At 41.8% G+C, this 18,415-nt stretch carries 19 protein-coding genes; 17 read left to right on the top strand and 2 right to left on the bottom strand.

Annotated features, from left to right (window positions below; genetic code table 11):
• Positions 1 to 22: 22 nt before the first annotated feature.
• The gene (locus FHW88_RS01435) at positions 23 to 1,393 is read right to left on the bottom strand and encodes a Gfo/Idh/MocA family protein (protein ID WP_090531940.1); all 1,371 of its coding nucleotides are present in this window, start codon (positions 1,391 to 1,393) and stop codon (positions 23 to 25) included.
• A gap of 358 nt (positions 1,394 to 1,751) precedes the next feature.
• Here FHW88_RS01435 and ubiE point away from each other — a divergent pair, with 358 nt between their 5' ends.
• From ubiE to FHW88_RS01465, 6 genes are all read left to right on the top strand, one after another.
• Positions 1,752 to 2,483, top strand: a complete 732-nt coding sequence (ubiE, locus tag FHW88_RS01440) for a bifunctional demethylmenaquinone methyltransferase/2-methoxy-6-polyprenyl-1,4-benzoquinol methylase UbiE (RefSeq protein ID WP_175490059.1) — start codon at positions 1,752 to 1,754, stop codon at positions 2,481 to 2,483.
• Positions 2,480 to 3,214, top strand: coding sequence for an outer membrane beta-barrel protein (locus FHW88_RS01445; protein WP_091172587.1), 735 nt, complete (start codon positions 2,480 to 2,482; stop codon positions 3,212 to 3,214). The genes ubiE and FHW88_RS01445 overlap by 4 nt, the downstream gene beginning before the upstream one ends.
• A 175-nt stretch (positions 3,215 to 3,389) precedes the next feature.
• Positions 3,390 to 4,148, top strand: a complete 759-nt coding sequence (locus FHW88_RS01450; RefSeq protein ID WP_176622565.1) for an SDR family oxidoreductase — start codon at positions 3,390 to 3,392, stop codon at positions 4,146 to 4,148.
• 161 nt (positions 4,149 to 4,309) lie between these two features.
• A complete protein-coding gene (locus tag FHW88_RS01455; RefSeq protein WP_176622567.1) occupies positions 4,310 to 4,759 on the top strand; it encodes a GatB/YqeY domain-containing protein in 450 nt (149 codons plus the stop codon).
• 218 nt (positions 4,760 to 4,977) lie between these two features.
• Positions 4,978 to 5,751, top strand: a complete 774-nt coding sequence (locus FHW88_RS01460) for an alpha/beta fold hydrolase (protein WP_176622569.1) — start codon at positions 4,978 to 4,980, stop codon at positions 5,749 to 5,751.
• A complete protein-coding gene (locus tag FHW88_RS01465) occupies positions 5,752 to 6,414 on the top strand; it encodes a CBS domain-containing protein (RefSeq protein WP_176622571.1) in 663 nt (220 codons plus the stop codon).
• Between the two features lie 105 nt (positions 6,415 to 6,519).
• On the opposite strand, the gene FHW88_RS01470 is transcribed toward FHW88_RS01465, so the two are convergent.
• Positions 6,520 to 7,182 (bottom strand): response regulator transcription factor, encoded by a 663-nt coding sequence (locus FHW88_RS01470; RefSeq protein WP_090531929.1) that lies wholly within the window; start codon positions 7,180 to 7,182, stop codon positions 6,520 to 6,522.
• A gap of 261 nt (positions 7,183 to 7,443) precedes the next feature.
• Here FHW88_RS01470 and FHW88_RS01475 point away from each other — a divergent pair, with 261 nt between their 5' ends.
• The 11 genes from FHW88_RS01475 (at position 7,444) to FHW88_RS01525 (ending at position 18,411) form a co-directional block, all read left to right on the top strand.
• Positions 7,444 to 8,325 carry an NAD kinase gene (locus FHW88_RS01475; protein WP_090531927.1) on the top strand — a complete coding sequence of 294 codons (882 nt, stop codon included), beginning with the start codon at positions 7,444 to 7,446 and terminating at the stop codon, positions 8,323 to 8,325.
• Between the two features lie 9 nt (positions 8,326 to 8,334).
• Positions 8,335 to 9,120: a DUF6089 family protein gene (locus FHW88_RS01480; RefSeq protein WP_090531925.1), complete on the top strand. Its 786-nt coding sequence runs from the start codon at positions 8,335 to 8,337 to the stop codon at positions 9,118 to 9,120.
• A 165-nt stretch (positions 9,121 to 9,285) separates the two neighbouring features.
• The gene (locus FHW88_RS01485; RefSeq protein ID WP_090531923.1) at positions 9,286 to 9,807 is read left to right on the top strand and encodes an ExbD/TolR family protein; all 522 of its coding nucleotides are present in this window, start codon (positions 9,286 to 9,288) and stop codon (positions 9,805 to 9,807) included.
• A 382-nt stretch (positions 9,808 to 10,189) separates the two neighbouring features.
• Entirely contained in the window at positions 10,190 to 10,930 is a 741-nt protein-coding gene (locus FHW88_RS01490; protein WP_090531922.1) for an isoprenyl transferase, read from the top strand.
• 63 nt (positions 10,931 to 10,993) lie between these two features.
• The gene (bamA, locus tag FHW88_RS01495; protein ID WP_176622573.1) at positions 10,994 to 13,546 is read left to right on the top strand and encodes an outer membrane protein assembly factor BamA; all 2,553 of its coding nucleotides are present in this window, start codon (positions 10,994 to 10,996) and stop codon (positions 13,544 to 13,546) included.
• 16 nt (positions 13,547 to 13,562) lie between these two features.
• The gene (locus FHW88_RS01500) at positions 13,563 to 14,093 is read left to right on the top strand and encodes an OmpH family outer membrane protein (RefSeq protein ID WP_090532069.1); all 531 of its coding nucleotides are present in this window, start codon (positions 13,563 to 13,565) and stop codon (positions 14,091 to 14,093) included.
• Between the two features lie 48 nt (positions 14,094 to 14,141).
• Positions 14,142 to 14,654 (top strand): OmpH family outer membrane protein, encoded by a 513-nt coding sequence (locus FHW88_RS01505; RefSeq protein ID WP_090531918.1) that lies wholly within the window; start codon positions 14,142 to 14,144, stop codon positions 14,652 to 14,654.
• Positions 14,655 to 14,878: 224 nt separating this feature from the next.
• Positions 14,879 to 15,391: an OmpH family outer membrane protein gene (locus FHW88_RS01510; protein ID WP_176622575.1), complete on the top strand. Its 513-nt coding sequence runs from the start codon at positions 14,879 to 14,881 to the stop codon at positions 15,389 to 15,391.
• A 66-nt stretch (positions 15,392 to 15,457) separates the two neighbouring features.
• On the top strand, positions 15,458 to 16,303 hold the full coding sequence (murI, locus tag FHW88_RS01515; protein WP_176622577.1) for a glutamate racemase: 846 nt from the start codon (positions 15,458 to 15,460) through the stop codon (positions 16,301 to 16,303).
• Between the two features lie 313 nt (positions 16,304 to 16,616).
• Positions 16,617 to 17,687, top strand: a complete 1,071-nt coding sequence (gene nuoH / locus FHW88_RS01520; RefSeq protein WP_090531912.1) for an NADH-quinone oxidoreductase subunit NuoH — start codon at positions 16,617 to 16,619, stop codon at positions 17,685 to 17,687.
• A 133-nt stretch (positions 17,688 to 17,820) separates the two neighbouring features.
• Positions 17,821 to 18,411: a 4Fe-4S binding protein gene (locus FHW88_RS01525; protein WP_090531910.1), complete on the top strand. Its 591-nt coding sequence runs from the start codon at positions 17,821 to 17,823 to the stop codon at positions 18,409 to 18,411.
• The last annotated feature ends 4 nt before the right edge of the window (positions 18,412 to 18,415 follow it).

The raw sequence follows: 18,415 nt of genomic DNA on the forward strand, positions 1-18,415 counted from the left end.
ATAAGGTATTTGCTGTGATCTGTTATTTTTTGACAACCTGCATTTTTTCCGGATCCCAGAACATGGGGCTGTTATTGTAATAGCTGTCATTACACAGCAGGGCAGGGGCTGCCGCACGATAGCCAAATATCGCATCTTCAGTTACCTTGCCTTTATTGCGGATAGCCGTAAAAAAGTTCACCATATGATCATATGGCCCACCTTTGTATCCTTTTTCGGCATCATACGTGATCTCTTCGGGCGGTAGCATTTTTTTGCGTTCGGCATAACCGCTGCCTGCTTTTTTGAGTTTATCAAGATAGAATGGATCATCAGAGTCCATCACTTTATTGCGTTTAAGCGTCACTTTATCCCATGTTATATCCATTGAGCCTTCGCTGCCTACCAGTTTAAGATAAGTGGTACCGCTGGTGCCATCCACGAAGTTGCAACGTAAGGAAAGATTAAAGGCTGGATGAGCCTGCGTTTTGCCGTAATCAAAAGTGCCTAAAAGTACATCAGGTACTTCGCGGCCATCATTCCAGAAACGTAAGCCGCCGGATGCATAAATTTTATTAGGGCCAACTGAATCGGTTATAAAATGCAGGCTTGAAAAAAGGTGAACAAAAAGGTCGCCCGCCATGCCGGTGCCATAATCAGTATAGTTTCTCCAGCGGAAAAAGCGTTTTTCATCAAACGGACGCTTTTTAGTATTGCTGATATAAGTTTCCCAATCAACAGTTTGAGGTGAGGCATCTTCAGGGATCGGGTATTGCCAAACCTCAAGCGGCGCCCGGCGGGCCCAGAAACCTTCGGCATAGTTTAATTCGCCAATAGCGCCGCTTTTTAACAGCTCGTGTGCTTTTTCATTGCCTAATGATGATACCCCCTGGCTGCCTACCTGGAAGATCATTCCTGTTTCTTTTTGCGCTTTGATCACCGCCGGCCCTTCGGTAATAGCATGCACCATTGGTTTTTCGCAATACACATGTTTACCGGCGTGCATGGCATCAACAGAAATTTGCTGGTGCCAGTGATCAGGCGTAGCAATGATTACAGCGTCAATGTCTTTACGGTTCAGGATCTCTTTGTAAACCCGGGTAGTAAAAATGTCGGCTCCCCAGCGGGTTTTAGCATCTTTTAAGCGACCGTCATACAAATCGCATACGGCTACCAGTTTAACACCGGGCACCTGCAGGGCGGTGATGGTATCCTGGGTACCCATACCACCGGCGCCAATGAGGGCGATGTTTACCTGGTCGTTAGGACTGTTGCCGATGAGGCGTTTTTGGATGGAAAAAGATTTGGCCTGGCTTTGGCTGGCTAAGAGGCCCGATCCGGCAGCTACGGCCGCGGTTGCTGTGGTTAGTTTTTTAATAAAACTGCGGCGCGAGGATTCTTGTTCGTCTTTCATAAGGATAAGGAAACAAATTTTAAATGTGATTTGCCGGAGTGTGCCGGCTGAAATTGGTTTTTAAAAATAATGAATTGACTTAACATTTTCATAATTGTAGTAATATAAAATCGGTTTAGTTACAGCGTAACGCATAGGTGGTCCATTTGGCCTGTGCTGCGTTGGGCCACCATCCTCTATCCTTCGGATAAAGAGGGTAAGAAAATATATAAATTAAAATCCCCTCTTTGCGAAGCAGAGAGGGGTGGCGAGCGTAGCGAAGTCGGGGTGAGTTAACTTGTCAGCCCTGTTTCAGTATTCGTTTTTCACCCGTGTTAGTGTTAATGCATTCGGTATACAATCATTATCTTTGCCCGCGATGAGCAAAACCATAACACCGTACCATGACGAGCAGGCTACCAAAAAAGAACAGGTGGCAGATATGTTCAACAATATATCAAAAACCTATGATTTCCTTAACCATTTCATGTCGCTTGGTATTGATATCATCTGGCGTAAAAAGGCCATTAACGAATTAAAGAAGGATAAACCCAAACTGATACTTGATGTTGCTACCGGTACCGGCGATTTTGCTTTTGAGGCTTTATCTATCCTGAAACCTGAAAAAATTATTGGTGTAGATATTTCAAGGGGGATGCTTGACATCGCGGAGCAAAAAATAGCAAAACGGGGTTTAAGCGATAAATTTGCTGTAAAACTTGGCGATTCGGAAAAACTGCCGTTTGAGGGCGCGGAGTTTGACGCTGTTACGGTTGCCTACGGTGTACGTAATTTTGAAAACCTGGAAAAAGGCCTTGCTGATATAATCCGGGTGCTAAAACCCGGAGGGAAGGTGGTGGTGCTTGAGTTTTCAAAGCCTAAAGTATTCCCGGTAAAGCAGTTGTATAATTTTTACTTCAGCTATATTACCCCGGGGATTGGTAAATTGTTTAGCAAAGATGCAAGGGCGTACAGCTATTTGCCCGAGTCGGTAGCTGCTTTTCCTGATGGGCGGGCTTTTGTGGGTTTGATGGATAAAGTAGGCTTTAAGAATACCAAATGCCGGCCTTTAACGTTTGGTATCTGTTCAATATACACCGGTATTAAATGATTATAAACCGTTACCTGCTTGTAGTTGTACTTATTTTTAGCAGCAATTTATTGTTTGCTCAGCATGTACCTGCATGGGGTGGCGGTGCCGATCAGCAGGATCTGAGCTTTGGCTTCAGTTTCACGTATGTAAGCACCGATTTTAAGATCGTTAACCAGCCCAATTTTCGCAACGCGTTTTTAGATGAGAACGGTGTGCAGGTTAAAGGGCCGCTTAACAGCATCAGCTCAAAAAGTTCACCGGCTTTCGGAGTAGGTTTTTTGACCCGGTACAGGATCACTGAGCACCTTGAGGTACGCACCACACCTTCATTAATTTTTGCCGACAGGGCTTTGCATTATTCTTATGTCGATCCCTCGGAAGATGTGGATAAAAAAATACAAACCACTTCGGTTGACATTCCCCTGCAATTGAAATTAAAATCAGACAGGCTGGGCGATTTCAGGGCTTATGTTGTAGGCGGCCTGAAATATACCCAGGCCATAGGCTCTAAGAAAAACGCGGATGCCAATCTTGACCTTTCAGAGAAGCTGGTTAAAAACGTAGGTGGCTTCGCCTCGTATGAGGCGGGCGTGGGTTGTGATATTTATTTTGAATTTTTTAAGCTTTCGCCCGAGATTAAGATCTCCAATTCATTAGGCAACGTACTGATGCGCGAGTATAACCCTTATTCGGCGCCCCTCAGCAGGTTGGGCTTACATACCATTATGTTTAGTTTGATTTTTGAGTAGAATGTAATTTTCCTAAATCTCGCGCTCATTTATAATGAGAGCGTAAAATAGACTTGCGTTTTCAACCCGATATTGGGGTGAGTAAAATCCTCCCTTTCAAAAAACATCCTTACTCCCAACCGACAATATTTTAAAGTAAAAAACATAATTTCGCTGTTTATAGTTATCAATATCTATGAGTAAGATTGCCTTAATTACAGGAGCTACCGCCGGCATTGGCGAGGCATGTGCACACGTTTTTGCCCGTGAAGGCTATGACCTGGTTTTAACCGGTCGCCGGTTAGATAGGTTGGAGAAACTGGCCAAACACCTGAATGATAAGTATAACGTAGAAGTTGCGGTTTCGTCATTTGATGTGCGTAACCGCGAAGATACCATTAACAACCTGGAAGCTTTGCCGGCCGAATGGAAGAATGTAACGGTATTGGTTAACAACGCCGGTTTAAGCCAGGGGCTTGACCCCATTCAAAAAGGCAGCATTGATGATTGGGAAACCATGATTGATACCAATATTAAGGGCTTGCTGTATGTAAGTCGCGTAGTATCAAACTGGATGATAGAAAATGGTACGGGGCATATTATAAACCTTGGCTCGATTGCCGGTAAGGAAGTTTATGCCAATGGAAATGTATATTGCGCTACCAAACATGCAGTTGATGCTTTAAATAAAGGTATGCGGATCGACCTTTTACCTCATGGCATTAAGGTAACGGCGATACATCCGGGGGCTGTGGAAACCGAGTTTTCGGAGGTGCGCTTTAAGGGTGATAAGGAAAGGGCCAAAAAAGTTTATGATGGTTTTAAACCATTGGTGGCCGAAGATGTGGCCGAAACCATCTGGTTCATTGCATCACGACCGGCACATGTTAATATTAACGACCTCGTGATCATGCCTACAGCACAAGCTAACGCAGGTACGATATTTAGGGGGTAGAGGGGAAGTCTGAAGTCGGAAAGTCAGTAAAGTCCGAAAGTAAGACAAGGCTGCTTTATTAACCAAACAAATCCTTCGGACTTTCGGACATCGGATTTCCGGACTAAAAAGAAAAACTTCCGGACTTTCCGACATCGGACTTCCGGACTAACATAAAACATATGTCATTAATTACACAAATAGACCAGGACATTAAACTGGCCATGCTTGCCAAGCAGGCAGATCGTTTGCAGGGGTTGCGTGCCATCAAATCGGCATTGCTTTTGGCTAAAACCGAAAAAGGTGCTTCCGATGAACTAACCGAGGAAGCTGAAATTAAAGTATTGCAAAAGCTGGTAAAACAGCGTAAGGAATCGGCCGATATTTATAAGGAGCAAAACCGCGACGACCTGTACCAGGTGGAAATAGCCGAAATGCTGGTTATTGAAGAATACCTTCCGCAACAAATGAGCAAGTTTGAAATTGAAGGCTACCTGGAAGAGCTTATTGGCAGGATAGGTGCTACATCCGTAAAAGATATGGGCCGCGTAATGGGTATGGCCAGTAAAGAGCTTGCAGGCAAGGCCGATGGTAAAACAATATCAGAGGTGGTTAAACAGTTATTGGGTTAAGTTTTTACCATTTAATTAATACAGCGCTTTTTTGCGTAATGTTGTGTTAATGTTAATCTTGTTTAATAAAAGCTTAACATTACTACATTGGTAAATAATTACTATACTTGCTAAATGTCGTTCGTAATAAACTAATTTTACAGCGGAATAACAGGAATTTGTACTGAAAGCGATTTTGGTATAAGATAAGTTTGAAAAATTAATTTTTAATATTTTATATGGAGTTCGTGCTTAAAGAGGAACACGGTTTTAGTTACATCGATGAGGGCGAAGGAGAGGTGCTGTTACTGCTGCATGGTTTAATGGGGGCGTTGAGCAATTGGGATGGTGTTATTAATGAGTTTAAATCAAAATACAGGGTTATTATCCCCATGCTGCCTGTTTATGACATGCCGCTGATCAGTACCGGGGTAAAAAGTTTATCGAAATTTGTACATAAGTTTATAAAGTTTAAAAAGCTTAGCAATATTACCTTATTGGGTAACTCGCTTGGCGGGCATGTGGCGCTGGTTTATTTAACCACGCATCCCGAAAACATAAAAGCTCTTGTTTTAACCGGTAGCTCGGGCTTATATGAAAATGCTTTCGGCGGCTCTTTCCCGCGCAGGGAGAGTATAGATTTTGTGCGCGAAAAAGTACAATTTACATTTTACGATCCGGCTATAGCCACTGATGAGTTGGTGCAGGATGTTTTCCAAACCATTAACGACAGGCATAAGGTGATCCGCTTGCTGGCCATGGCAAAATCAGCCATCAGGCATAATATGAAAAAAGATCTGCATAAGATCACTATCCCGGTATCTTTGATATGGGGACGAAATGACAAGATTACCCCGCCCGAGGTAGCTGTTGAATTTCATGAACTGCTGCCCGATTCGGAACTTCATTGGATTGATAAATGCGGACACGCCCCTATGATGGAGCACCCTGAAGAATTTAATACTTTACTTAAACAGTTTTTAGCTAAATTAGAAACCAAAGTAAATGCATAGATGATAGCACTTGACCTGATAGCTGACTCAATACCGCCGGTACACACTTCTGACACCATTCAGAAAGTGCTTGACCGAATGATTGAGTTTCGCCTCAGGCATTTGCCTATTGTAAATGAAGAGCAGTTTTTAGGTTTGCTTGCCGAGGATGACCTGATAGCCGAAAGTGATTATCAAACGTCCATAGGTGCGCTGGCCCTTTCGTTGGTTAATCCCTACGTGCTGGAAGATCAGCATATTTATGATGTTATCCGGCTGTTTTATGAGCAGCAGCTTACCATTGTACCGGTGCTTGACGCTAAAAGCAATTATCTTGGGTTGATATCTATTAACGCCATTACAGAATATTTCGCAAAAATAACTTCAGTATCCCAACCGGGAGGCATTATTGTACTGGAGATCAACAATAAAAATAATTCGCTTGCGCACATGGCGCAGATAGTTGAATCGGACAATGCGCAGATCCTGAGCTCCTATGTTCAGTCCTTTCCCGATTCAACCCGGATGGAAGTTACCCTTAAGGTCAACAAGCTGGATATTTCGGCCATAACTGCCAGCTTCCTTCGGTATGAGTATGATATCAAAGCTACCTTTAATCATACCGATATCAACGATACCACCCGCGATAGGTATGATTCGCTCATGAATTACCTTAATTTGTAGTCTTAAGTCGGAAGTTTTAAGTCCTGGGCCTAAAGTCTTAAGTCGATATCGTGGATTATTTTACCAAATATTGAGACTTAAAACTTAAGACTACTGACTTAAAACTTAAACCAAATTATAAGCCTGCGCAAACATCACTGCATCATAATTATTTTTCAGGTGCAGTTTGTTCTTGATGTTTTTACGGTGCGTTTCGGCCGTAGCCGGGGCAATGAACAGCTTCGCGCTGATCTCCGCCGAGCTCATTCCCATGGCAATATATTTCAGAATTTCTTTTTCGCGCCGTGTAAGTGTTAAAAATAACAGGTTATTATGGCGTAAAAAAGCGATCTCATTCATAAGCCGATTTACCTTGGTGGTGATATGATGCACAGGATCAAGCCTGCTGGCTATAGTTAGCATGTATGTAGCATCGCCTGCTTCATTGCGTGCAAAAACCTTGGTATTGCTCACAAACAATTGCCACTCCGGGTTATCAGGTACACGTACCTGCTGAAAGTAGGATACCTGCTCCTGTGTTTTGCTTTTTATCAGGTGCAAAATTTTAGGTACGTACTCGTCGCTGTCTTCAGTGTTAAAATATTTCAGGTGATATGTTTCAGGGCCCATGGCCTGCAGTTCGCCGAGCGTGGTACCCAGTATATCGAGGCCTACACTGTTCATATACACTATCTGCAGCGTTTCAACCTCATGAATTATTAATGCAGAAGGAAGGTCATCAGCTATTGACTGTATATCCGATAGTTTTTGGGTAAAAGTTTTATCCATCAATAAAATAGCCGTTGTTTAAATATTGGTAAGGTAGGCCAAAATAGTTAAACTTAATTATTTTACTTTGAAGTTATTTATCTGTTAAAGCAATTAAAATGGCTTTATTAGGAAATATAAGCAAACAATAGTGCACAATTTACCATTATAAGAAAAATGTATGATGGATGGATTGTAGGGTTTAGTTTATGCCGGTATTAATTATTTATGCCTTGCTGCAATTAATGTACTTTCAAAGTTCGATATTCGCCTTTTTAAAAAATGAAAATAGCAGTTTACGGCAGGCCGTTTAATGAGCCATCTGTTTTACCTTTTATACAGCAGGTTTTTGATAACCTTGCATTGCATGGCGTTGATATTTATGTACACCAGCAACTCCACGAATATTTGCAGGATAAACTAACCACAGTGCAATATAAAGTATTGCGCCCGGCCGAAACCTTAAAAGGCTTTATTGATATTTTTATAACGCTTGGAGGCGATGGTACCCTGCTTGATACGGTTACCTTGATTCGCGATTCGGGGATCCCTGTTATTGGTATTAACTTTGGCCGCCTGGGCTTTTTGGCCAGTGTTAATAAAAGTGATATTACGGCAGCCATTCATGCCGTGGTGAACAGGCAGTTTACCTGCGATTGCCGCGAGCTCCTTACTGTTGATTCGAACCCCAATGTTTTTGGCAGCAATAATTTTGCCCTTAATGATGTAACCATTCATAAACGCGATGATGCCGCCATGATCATAACGCACGTGTTTTTGAACGATGAGTTTTTAAATTCATACTGGGGCGATGGTATTATCATCTCAACATCAACCGGCTCAACAGCTTATTCATTAAGCTGCGGAGGGCCTATTATTTTCCCGCAGTCAAACAGCATAGTGGTAACCCCGGTATCACCTCACAACCTTAACGTGCGGCCTATAGTGATCCCTGATACCAGTAAGCTTTGTTTTGAGGTGGAAAGCCGCAGCGCTAATTATATCATCTCCTGCGATTCGCGGACGGAAGTTTTAGATCAAACAGTTAAGTTTCATGTTCAAAAAGCCAGTTTTCAGTTAAATTTAATTCGCCTTAGTAATGAAAGCTATTTAACTACGTTAAGGAATAAACTGCTTTGGGGCCTTGATGCCCGTAATTACTAAATTTGATTAATGCCTAAATTTTTACTTTTTGCCATATTCTTGTTTTTAACTTATCATCTGCAGGCCCAAACCTGGGAAATAGGCGGATCGATAGGCGGTGCGGGGTACATAGGTGATCTTAACCCCAATAACCCTGTTAAAATAAGCGGCGTTTCGGCGGGTATCTTTGGTAAAAGAAATTTTAATGGCTATTTTTCAGCTAAACTGAATATTGGTGTTGGTAATATATCGGCTTATGATAACCGGTCCGGCTACCAGCAGTTTCGTGATCGTAACCTTAACTTTAAAGATCAATTGCGGGAGGTAAGTCTTATTGGCGAGTTTAACTTTATGAACTATATCCCCGATGCCGGACGAAACAAATACACACCTTATATATTTACAGGTATTGGCGTTGCATCTTACGCGCCGCGTGCACAGGATTTTGACGGTCGTGAGATTAGCTTAAGGCAGCTAAAAACCGAAGGCCAGGCTAAGCCTTATGGCAATAACACCGTCGTAATCCCCTATGGTTTAGGTATCAAGTATAATTTATCCGGTAAGTTTACAGTTATGGCCGATATGGGTTACCGCTATGCATTTACAGATTACCTGGATGATGTAAGCGGTGTATATGCTGATAAAAGCAAAATGACCACGACCGGCGCTTTACTCTCTGATCGTTCGGGCGAAAAAACCGGCAATTATATTGGCACCGTTGGTTCTCAGCGCGGCGACTTTAAATCGCATGATACCTACTTCTTCCTTAACTTTACAATCTCATTTACTTTTGTAACAGCAAACTGCTATTTCTAATTACATCAGGCCAGCAATAAGGGTTGTGGGTTTATTGCGTCTCTTTAGATAATAATTCAATATTTAATTCGTTTTAAATTAAAAATACAATATTTAATTCTGTTTTTATATTGTATTTTGAAATTTAGTATTATAATTGATTATTAACCTAAAATCTTTAAAATCATGGCCGAATTAAACTCATCTCCCCAAAATGGCGGCGGAAAGCACAAACGCAAAAAAATAAACGCCCGCGTTGATCTTACTGCAATGGTCGATCTGGCATTCCTGCTTATTACCTTTTTTATCATGACCACCACGCTGGCTAAACCAAAAGCTATGGATTTGGCTATGCCAGATGACGGCGGTGACGGAATGCCGGTTCCGGCAAGCCGAACACTGACTGTTGTTTTGGGCAAAAATAATAAGGCCATGTATTTTCTGGGCGAGCTTAAAAATCCGATCATTGCACCTTCGGTAACCGATTTTTCAGCCAATGGCATTCGCAGGGCCATCATCGAAACCAATAAAAAAGTACACGACGGCTCGGGCAAAAGCATGATAGTATTGGTAAAACCAAGCGATAAATCACAATACAGCAATTTGGTGAGTACGCTTGATGAGCTGGCTATTACCGGCATTCAGCAATACGCTATAGTTGATATTATGCCCGCCGATGTTGACGCGCTTAAACAAAAAGGAATATAAAAGTGTAACGCAATTGTAAGCAAATTTACAGGCGGTTTTTTGAGGCCGGCAGCTTTCATTATCAGGCAGATAATGGCTGCCGGCTTTTTTATTTTTTTGAGCTTTAAACCAAATATTATGAAAAATCATGGTTTTGATGGCTGTTTAGGCAGTTTTAATATATTATTCGCAATAACATTTTCTTTTAACGCGGGATACTAAAAAAATACAAAGTAAGTTTTACCTTTGTACCCTGAAAAATCCGTCAATTTGCGTGACAAAAATGGCAGATGCAGGTAATTAATAATTGATTAGTCTAACAACCGAATATCGCAGACCATAGTATTGATGAAAAATTTTACACAGGTGTGTTTGTACAGGGTGGCTTTTGATAAAGAGTAATATGGATTATTTGGATCAGATTGATTTGTCGAGACTACCACAGCACGTAGCTATTATTATGGATGGCAACGGGCGTTGGGCAAAAGGGAAAGGCAAATTAAGAATATTTGGCCATCACAACGGTGTAACATCTGTTAGGGATGTTGTTGAGGGGGCCGATAAATTAGGTATTAAATATATTACCTTATATACATTTTCGTCCGAAAACTGGAACCGCCCTAAGCTGGAGGTTATGGCTATTATGGAGTTAATGGTAACCACTATTCATAAAGAGGTTCCCGGCTTTATGAAGAACAACATCAGGCTAAATGCCATCGGCGATCTGGACACATTGCCCGAAAAATGCCTTCGCGAACTTAATAACGCTATTGAAACAACAGCCGGTAATACCGGTGTTGTGCTTACGCTTGCTTTAAGCTATAGCTCGCGCCGCGAAATTGTACGGGCCGCAAAAAATATAGCCATAAAGGTAAAAAACGGCGAGTTGAATGCGGAAGATATTAATGAAGAGGTTTTTGAACAAAACCTTTTTACAGGCGATATGCCAAACCCCGAACTGCTGATCAGAACCAGCGGTGAATACCGTATAAGTAATTATTTATTATGGCAGATTGCTTACGCCGAGTTGTATTTTACAACCAAATTATGGCCCGATTTCAGGAAAGAAGACCTGTATGAAGCAGTGATCGATTTCCAGAAACGCGAGCGCCGTTTTGGCTTAACAAGTGAGCAGGTGAACTAAATTTTTACTTTTAACAAATTTTAACAACTGTATAAATTATTTTTAGCCCACTAAAATATTCGAATGTATAAATTTCTTTTTGCTATTCTTTTCTCGGTTTTGGCTACTACGGCTTTCGCCCAGATATCCAATGGGCCGAGGCCTACGCTTACAAAATCGATACCGGCTGATAGTTTAAGTTATCTTAATCCTAAAGATTATATTATTGGTGGCATTTCTGTTAGTGGCGCAAAATATCTTGATAAAGACATCCTGATCCAGTTATCCAAATTAACCAAAGGCGATCGTATCAACCTGCCTGGCGAGCGTAATGCCGAGGTAATTAAAACCTTATATCAACAGGGCTTATTTGATGATGTTCAGTTAAACATCACCAAAATTAATATGGATACGATTTACCTGGAGATTGCCGTATTGGAGCGTCCGCGTTTATCACGCATGCACTTAACCGGCATCCGCAAAGGCGAAATTGAAGATGTTCAGAAAAAATTGAACGACCGTGTAGGCAAGATCGTAAATGAAAACCTCATCAGCACAACAACTGCTATCATTAAAAAGCATTTTAACGAAAAAGGTTTCTTAAACACTACCGTTACCATTACCCAACGCAAGGATCAGGGGGATGTTAACAGTGTTATATTGGATGTTGCCATTGATAAAAAGACCAAGGTTAAAATTAACGACGTTATTTTTGAAGGCAACAAAGCATTTAAAACAGGTACGTTGCGCGGATTTTTAAGTAAAACCCGTAAACGTAAATGGTATAACCTATTTGGTTCAAAGAAATTTAAACAGGATAAATACGAAGAAGATAAACAAAACCTGGTTGAAAAAATGCAGGCCAGGGGTTACCGTGATGCCGAGATCCTGAGCGATTCTGTATGGAAACATGACGATCAAACCGTAAACGTAAAGCTGAAAGTATATGAAGGCCCTAAATATTACTTCGGTAATGTTAAGTTTTCGGGTAATGCCAAGTATACCACCGATTTGTTAAACAGGATCCTTCACGTTAAAAAAGGTGACGTATTTAGCGAAGATGAATTGAACAAACGTTTAAGCGGCCCAACTCCGGGCAATGATGATATTTCATCTTTATACCTTAATGACGGCTATTTAACCTTTAATGCCGATCCGGTACAAACAAGGGTTTATAATGATACTGTAGATGTTGATGTGAGGATTTATGAGGGCCCTCAGTATACTATTAACCGCGTTATGTTAAAAGGTAACGATGTTACCAACGATAAGGTGGTAATGCGTGAGATCCAGACTAAGCCCGGTCAAAAATTCAACAAAGACCTGCTGATCCGCAGTGCGCGTGAAATTGGCCAGCTGGGCAACTTTGACGAGCAAAAAACCGAACCTAAACCAACCAACATCAATCCGCAGGATGGTACTGTTGACTTGGTTTATAACGTAGTTGAAAAACCTTCAGACCAGATCGAGCTTTCGGGTGGTTTTGGTGGCGGCCAGTTGGTAGGTACATTGGGTTTAACCTTTAATAACTTCTCTATCCGTAATATCTTCCATCTTAAAGCTTACAAGCCGCTGCCAAAAGGCGATGGTCAGAAACTGAGCTTAAGGGGACAATCAAGCGGTCGTACTTATCAAAACTTCTCTTTCACATTTTCGGAGCCATGGTTAGGCGGTAAGAAGCCAATCTACTTCGCATTGTCGGCTTATACGCAGGGAAGCTCAACTGGTCAGTACTATCCAAAATCAAGTCCTTACTATAATAAGTTGCGTATTAATGGTATTGGGGTTACATTGGGTAAACGTTTAAAATGGCCTGATAACTATTTCCAGTTAAACTATTCACTTAACCTTGACCACTACAATCTTGACAATTATAGTAATTACCTGTTCACTAACGGTACCTCGTATAACATCAAGATAACCCAGGAGCTTACCCGTAACTCTGTTGACGCGCCTATCTTCCCGACACAGGGTTCAAATATTAAATTTACTATCCAGGCTACGCCGCCATACTCGTTGTTTAACAATATAAACTATAAGATAGCTACGCCGGAAGAACGTTACCATTTTGTTGAGTATTATAAATTTAAATATGATGCGCAATGGTTTTCAAAACTGGTAGGTAAATTTGTATTGATGTCGCAGGTAAGGTTTGGTTTCCTTGGCCAGTACAATCACCAGGTTGGCCCATCACCGTTTGAACGCTTTAAATTAGGTGGCGACGGTATGCAGAGCTATCAGTTTTTACAGGGTAGCGAGATCATCGGTTTACGCGGTTACCAAAACTTCTCGATAGTGCCTGAAGGCTCAAACGAAACTCAAAATAATAATACAGGTAGCGCGATCTACAATAAATACACACTGGAGCTTCGCCACCCGGTTATTGCAAGCCAGTCGGCAACAATTTTCTTGCTGGCCTTTGCCGAAGGCGGTAACGCATGGAACCAGTTTAGCCAGTTTAATCCGTTTAACGTAAGGCGTTCGGTAGGTGTGGGCGCAAGGATATTTTTACCTATATTTGGCTTGCTTGGGTTAGATTATGGCTACGGCTTTGACAAAATACCGGGACAGCCGGATGCTAATAAAGGCCAGTTCCATTTTACAATTTCTCAGAGTTTATCCGGCGGATTTAATTAATTTGCGTACCGAATATATGAAGAAGATAATTTTAGTGGCCTTTTTAACGTTAACTGCTTTTGCAGGCGCTTATGCGCAACGTTTTGCTTATGTTGATTCGGAGTATATATTAAAGCACATGCCCGAATATGCCTCATCACAAAAGCAATTAGCTGCATTATCTGATCAGTGGCAGAAGGAAGTTGATGGCCGTTTTCAGGAAATTGACCGCCTGTATAAAGCTTATCAGGCCGACCAGGTGCTGATGACCCCTGATATGAAAAAACGCCGTGAGGCCGAAATTGTTGATAAAGAAAAGGCCGCGAAAGATTTTCAACGCCAGAAGTTTGGTCCGGATGGCGAGCTTTCACAAAGAAGCACAGCGCTGATTAAACCAATTCAGGATAGGGTGTCTAAAGCTGTACAAGCAATTGCCGAAGGCGATAACCTGGATATGATTTTTGATAAAAACAGCGAGGTTATTATGTTATATGCTAACCCGCGGTATGATAAAAGCGCGGATGTTATAACCAGATTAGGACTAAAACCCGGGGTATTTGCTAAATAATTTGAATTAAAATAAATCGAACTATTATTTAAACACAGAAAAAGGAAAATGAAAAAACTATTTAAAGTTGCCTTAGTTGCAGTAGGTTTGTTATTTGCGGGCAGCTTTGCAAATGCTCAGACTAAGATCGGCCACATCAACTTCAATCAGCTGATTGATATGATGCCCGAAACTAAAACTGTAACTGCTTCGATACAGGCTTATCAAAAAACATTTATTGATCAGCTTACTACAATGAATAATGAGTACCAGACAAAAGGCCAGGACTACCAGTCAAAAAGGGCAAGCATGACCGATGCTGTACGTACTGCTAAAGAAAACGAGCTTACCGATATTCAAAAACGTATGAATGATTACCAAAACAATGCCCAGCAACAGGTTGATGCTAAAAGGCAGGAATTAGGTAAACCGCTTATTGATAAAGCTACCCAGGCAGTACAGGCTGTAGCTAAAGAAAAAGGCTATGCTTACGTATTAGATTCATCACAGATCACCTTATTGGTATCTCCTGATGCTGATGACCTGATGGCAGCTGTGAAATTAAAATTAGGTTTGAAATAAGAAATACAAAAGACATAAAAAAAGCGCCCTGATTAAACGGGACGCTTTTTTTATGTTTGCCATTTAAATTACACATTGTTATTTTAGCCGGGTAAGGGTAGCTGTCAAATGTTCCTGTTCATTGTAAGCTCTCCCCAGGTTAGTTCATGAGTAATTTGCTGATACACGTTACAAAAACAAACAGATAATTATTATCCATTATTAAACACAGGACACAAAACAAAATGAAAAAACTATTTAAAGTCGCCTTAGTTGCAGCAGGTATGTTGTTCGTGGGTAGTTTTGCTAAAGCGCAAACAAAAATAGGCTATGTTAATTTTAGCCAGGTTATTGACCAGATGCCTGAAACTAAAACTGTTTCTACAACATTACAGGCCTATCAAAAAACATTCATTGATCAGTTAACCACTATGAACAATGAGTTACAAACCAAGGGTGCCGATTTGGAAAAAAACGGTTCAACTTTGACAGATGCTGCCCGTTCAGCAAAAACTTCTGAACTGCAGGATATTCAGAAACGCATGAACGATTACCAAAACAATGCTCAGCAACAAGTTGATGCTAAAAAACAAGAATTGGGCAAACCAATTATTGATAAAGTATCGGCTGCTGTACAAGCTGTAGCCAAAGAAAAAGGTTACGCTTATGTACTGGATTCATCACAGGTTAGCATGATCGTATCTCCTGCAGGCGACGACCTGATGGCTGCCGTGAAATTGAAATTGGGTTTAAAATAAAATCACCTTTAAGTAAATTATACAAAAGCGCCCCGTAATTACGGGGCGCTTTTTTTATGTTTGTATATGTCAAATCAACCAATTGGTATTTTTGATTCGGGTTATGGCGGGCTAACAGTGTTCCGTTCTATCATTGAACAACTGCCCGGCTATGATTATATTTATATGGGCGATAATGCCCGTGCTCCCTATGGTAACCGCTCATTCAGTACCATACACCAGTATACCTGGGAATGTGTGCAGTGGATGTTTGACCAGGGATGCCCCTTAGTGATCCTGGCGTGTAATACGGCATCGGCCAAGGCATTACGTACCATTCAGCAGCAGGACCTTAAACAGATAGATGATCCGTCGAAAAGGGTATTGGGCGTTATCCGCCCTACGGCCGAGGTTATTGGCGATTATACTAAAACCAAAGAGATTGGGGTGCTTGGTACAAAGGGCACCGTACAATCTGGCTCATACCTGCTGGAGATCCAGAATTTTTTCCCCGACATAAAAGTTTACCAGCAGGCCTGTCCGCTTTGGGTGCCGTTAATTGAAAACGGGGAATACTATAAACCCGGTGCAGATTTTTTTGTGCAGTTGTACCTGGATCAAATCATGGCGCAATCGCCCAACATCGATACCATTTTGTTGGCTTGCACACATTATCCTATTATCCAGGACAAAATAAAAGCACATTTGCCCGAACGCATTAATGTTATAGGGCAGGGTGATATCGTGGCTAAAAGCCTTGTTAGTTATTTAAACCGCCACCCCGAAATTGAGCAAAAACTTAGTCGGAACGGCGAAAATAAGTTTTATACCACTACCGATGATACTGCCGATTTTGACCATCATGCTTCGCTGTTCTTCTCGGCCCCGGTAAAATCAACGTTTATATCGGCAAATGATTTGGTGAAGTGTTGATTCCCACACGTCATTGCGAGGTACGAAGCAATCGCGAACTTTACAGAGGCTCTACATATCGGCTCTCTATTTTGGGGATTGCTTCGTGCCTCGCAATGACGTCGCGACGAAACCCTGCATGTTACGTAGAAGGCACAAGTCAGCCACGCTAATCCCATCACACAAGACTTGCGCTAAAAAAAGAAATTAAACCATTCACTTAATCAACCCAATCAACCATTCACCTGATAAATCCTATCAACTTAATATATAATTTAATCATTCTAAATAACTCAACATTTAGTAAGTTTGCACCCTTAAGCAAATATTCCTGTTGAACTATTATTTTACATATTTTATTGCAGCAATCGGGTTGTTCAGTTTTTCGGCCTTTTTCGCTTTATTCGGTGTATATGCCGAGCGTAAAATATCAGCGTTTATACAAGACAGGCTCGGTCCAACGGAAACAGGAAAATATGGTTCACTGCAAACGCTGGCCGATATTTTAAAAATGCTTCAGAAAGAGCTGATCGTCCCGGCAGCTGCCGATAGATGGTTGTTTATGTTGGCTCCGGCAGTAATATTCATAGCCGTATACCTCGGTTTCGCCGCGCTACCCTGGGCCCCCGGGCTTATCCCTTCAAAGACTAATATCGGCCTGTATTATATCTTCGCCATTATTTCCATCGAAACATTGGGCATCCTGATGGCAGGCTGGGGATCAAATAACAAATACTCTATCCTGGGCGCTATGCGCTCGGCAGCACAGATCATTTCGTATGAGATCCCTGCCGGTTTTGCCATTATAGCTGTTGTGATGATAGCACAAACGCTGGATTTGCAGGTGATTTCGGCCCAGCAGGGGATCCTGGCGACGGAAAAAGTTAAATTCGCTGGTTTTTGGGACGTATCTCAAATAGGCGGTTTTTTTAGCTGGAACATATTCCGTGCACCTCATTTACTCATCGCATTTGTGATCTATTTTATAGCTTCATTGGCTGAAAGTAACCGTGCGCCTTTTGATATTCCGGAGGCGGAGTCTGAATTGGTAGCCGGTTTCCATACCGAGTTTACAGGGATTCGCTTCGCGCTGGTATTTTTGGCCGAATATTCGATGATGTTCCTGGTATCCATGATAGCAGTAATATTGTTTTTAGGTGCCTGGAATACGCCGCTGCCCAACATAGGCGGCGTTAAATTGGCAACATGGACTACCAATGTGCCTTGGGGGATATTATGGGTAGTATTAAAAACATTAGGCCTGGTGGGTGTTCAAATGTGGATCAGGTGGACATTACCCCGCTTGCGGGTTGACCAGCTCATGAACCTTTGCTGGAAAGTATTGACCCCGGTGGCTTTCGCTTGTATGCTGATATCGGGTGTATGGAGGTTGTGGCTGATGTGATTTTTAATTTCGGATGTCGGATGTTCGATTTCGGATTTAAAAGAATTAAGTTTTATAATTAATTTGAATAATAAGAAACAAGGATTAGCAGTAGTAAAGGAAATATCCTGAGCATCCTAAAATCCTAAAAATCATGGTTCAGAAAGTAATAAAAGCGTTTACAACGGCGTGGAAAGGTTTAAGCCTTACCATCCGGCATCTCTTTGCGGGTAACGGCAAAAGGGAGATTGTAACCGTGAGCGATAGTAATTACTTTAAGCAACTGGAGCATGGCACAAATACCATCCAATATCCTAAGCAGCAACTGCCGGTACCTGAAGTGGGCCGCTACCAGTTGGATGTGGAAATGGATGACTGTATCGTATGTGATCTGTGCGCCAAGGTTTGCCCCGTTAATTGTATCGATATTGAATCGATCAAGGCTACGGAAGCTATCGGCCAAACATCCGACGGCACTACCAAACGTTTGTATGCAGCCAAGTTTGATATTGATATGGCCAAGTGTATGTATTGTGGGTTGTGTACTATTGTGTGCCCAACTGAATGCATTACCATGACCAACCAGTACGATAAAACAGTTTTTCAGCTAAGCGATCTGGTTTACCAGTTTTCGGATATGACGCCCGAAGATGCCGCCGAAAAGCGTGCCCTTTTTGACAAACAACAGGCCGAAAAACAGGCTGCCAAATTAGCCGCCATGAAACAAAAGGAGGGTGGGGCATGACGTT

Source organism: Mucilaginibacter sp. SG538B (assembly GCF_013376065.1).
In the GTDB taxonomy this organism is placed as follows: Bacteria; Bacteroidota; Bacteroidia; order Sphingobacteriales; family Sphingobacteriaceae; genus Mucilaginibacter; species Mucilaginibacter rubeus.

Excerpts from the sequence above, each read along its gene's own strand:
- FHW88_RS01435 (WP_090531940.1), bottom strand. The coding sequence starts at position 1,393 with ATGAAAGACGAACAAGAATCCTCGCGCCGCAGTTTTATTAAAAAACTA.
- ubiE (WP_175490059.1), top strand. The coding sequence starts at position 1,752 with ATGAGCAAAACCATAACACCGTACCATGACGAGCAGGCTACCAAAAAA.
- FHW88_RS01445 (WP_091172587.1), top strand. The coding sequence starts at position 2,480 with ATGATTATAAACCGTTACCTGCTTGTAGTTGTACTTATTTTTAGCAGC.
- FHW88_RS01450 (WP_176622565.1), top strand. The coding sequence starts at position 3,390 with ATGAGTAAGATTGCCTTAATTACAGGAGCTACCGCCGGCATTGGCGAG.
- FHW88_RS01455 (WP_176622567.1), top strand. The coding sequence starts at position 4,310 with ATGTCATTAATTACACAAATAGACCAGGACATTAAACTGGCCATGCTT.
- FHW88_RS01460 (WP_176622569.1), top strand. The coding sequence starts at position 4,978 with ATGGAGTTCGTGCTTAAAGAGGAACACGGTTTTAGTTACATCGATGAG.
- FHW88_RS01465 (WP_176622571.1), top strand. The coding sequence starts at position 5,752 with ATGATAGCACTTGACCTGATAGCTGACTCAATACCGCCGGTACACACT.
- FHW88_RS01470 (WP_090531929.1), bottom strand. The coding sequence starts at position 7,182 with ATGGATAAAACTTTTACCCAAAAACTATCGGATATACAGTCAATAGCT.
- FHW88_RS01475 (WP_090531927.1), top strand. The coding sequence starts at position 7,444 with ATGAAAATAGCAGTTTACGGCAGGCCGTTTAATGAGCCATCTGTTTTA.
- FHW88_RS01480 (WP_090531925.1), top strand. The coding sequence starts at position 8,335 with ATGCCTAAATTTTTACTTTTTGCCATATTCTTGTTTTTAACTTATCAT.
- FHW88_RS01485 (WP_090531923.1), top strand. The coding sequence starts at position 9,286 with ATGGCCGAATTAAACTCATCTCCCCAAAATGGCGGCGGAAAGCACAAA.
- FHW88_RS01490 (WP_090531922.1), top strand. The coding sequence starts at position 10,190 with ATGGATTATTTGGATCAGATTGATTTGTCGAGACTACCACAGCACGTA.
- bamA (WP_176622573.1), top strand. The coding sequence starts at position 10,994 with ATGTATAAATTTCTTTTTGCTATTCTTTTCTCGGTTTTGGCTACTACG.
- FHW88_RS01500 (WP_090532069.1), top strand. The coding sequence starts at position 13,563 with ATGAAGAAGATAATTTTAGTGGCCTTTTTAACGTTAACTGCTTTTGCA.
- FHW88_RS01505 (WP_090531918.1), top strand. The coding sequence starts at position 14,142 with ATGAAAAAACTATTTAAAGTTGCCTTAGTTGCAGTAGGTTTGTTATTT.
- FHW88_RS01510 (WP_176622575.1), top strand. The coding sequence starts at position 14,879 with ATGAAAAAACTATTTAAAGTCGCCTTAGTTGCAGCAGGTATGTTGTTC.
- murI (WP_176622577.1), top strand. The coding sequence starts at position 15,458 with ATGTCAAATCAACCAATTGGTATTTTTGATTCGGGTTATGGCGGGCTA.
- FHW88_RS01525 (WP_090531910.1), top strand. The coding sequence starts at position 17,821 with ATGGTTCAGAAAGTAATAAAAGCGTTTACAACGGCGTGGAAAGGTTTA.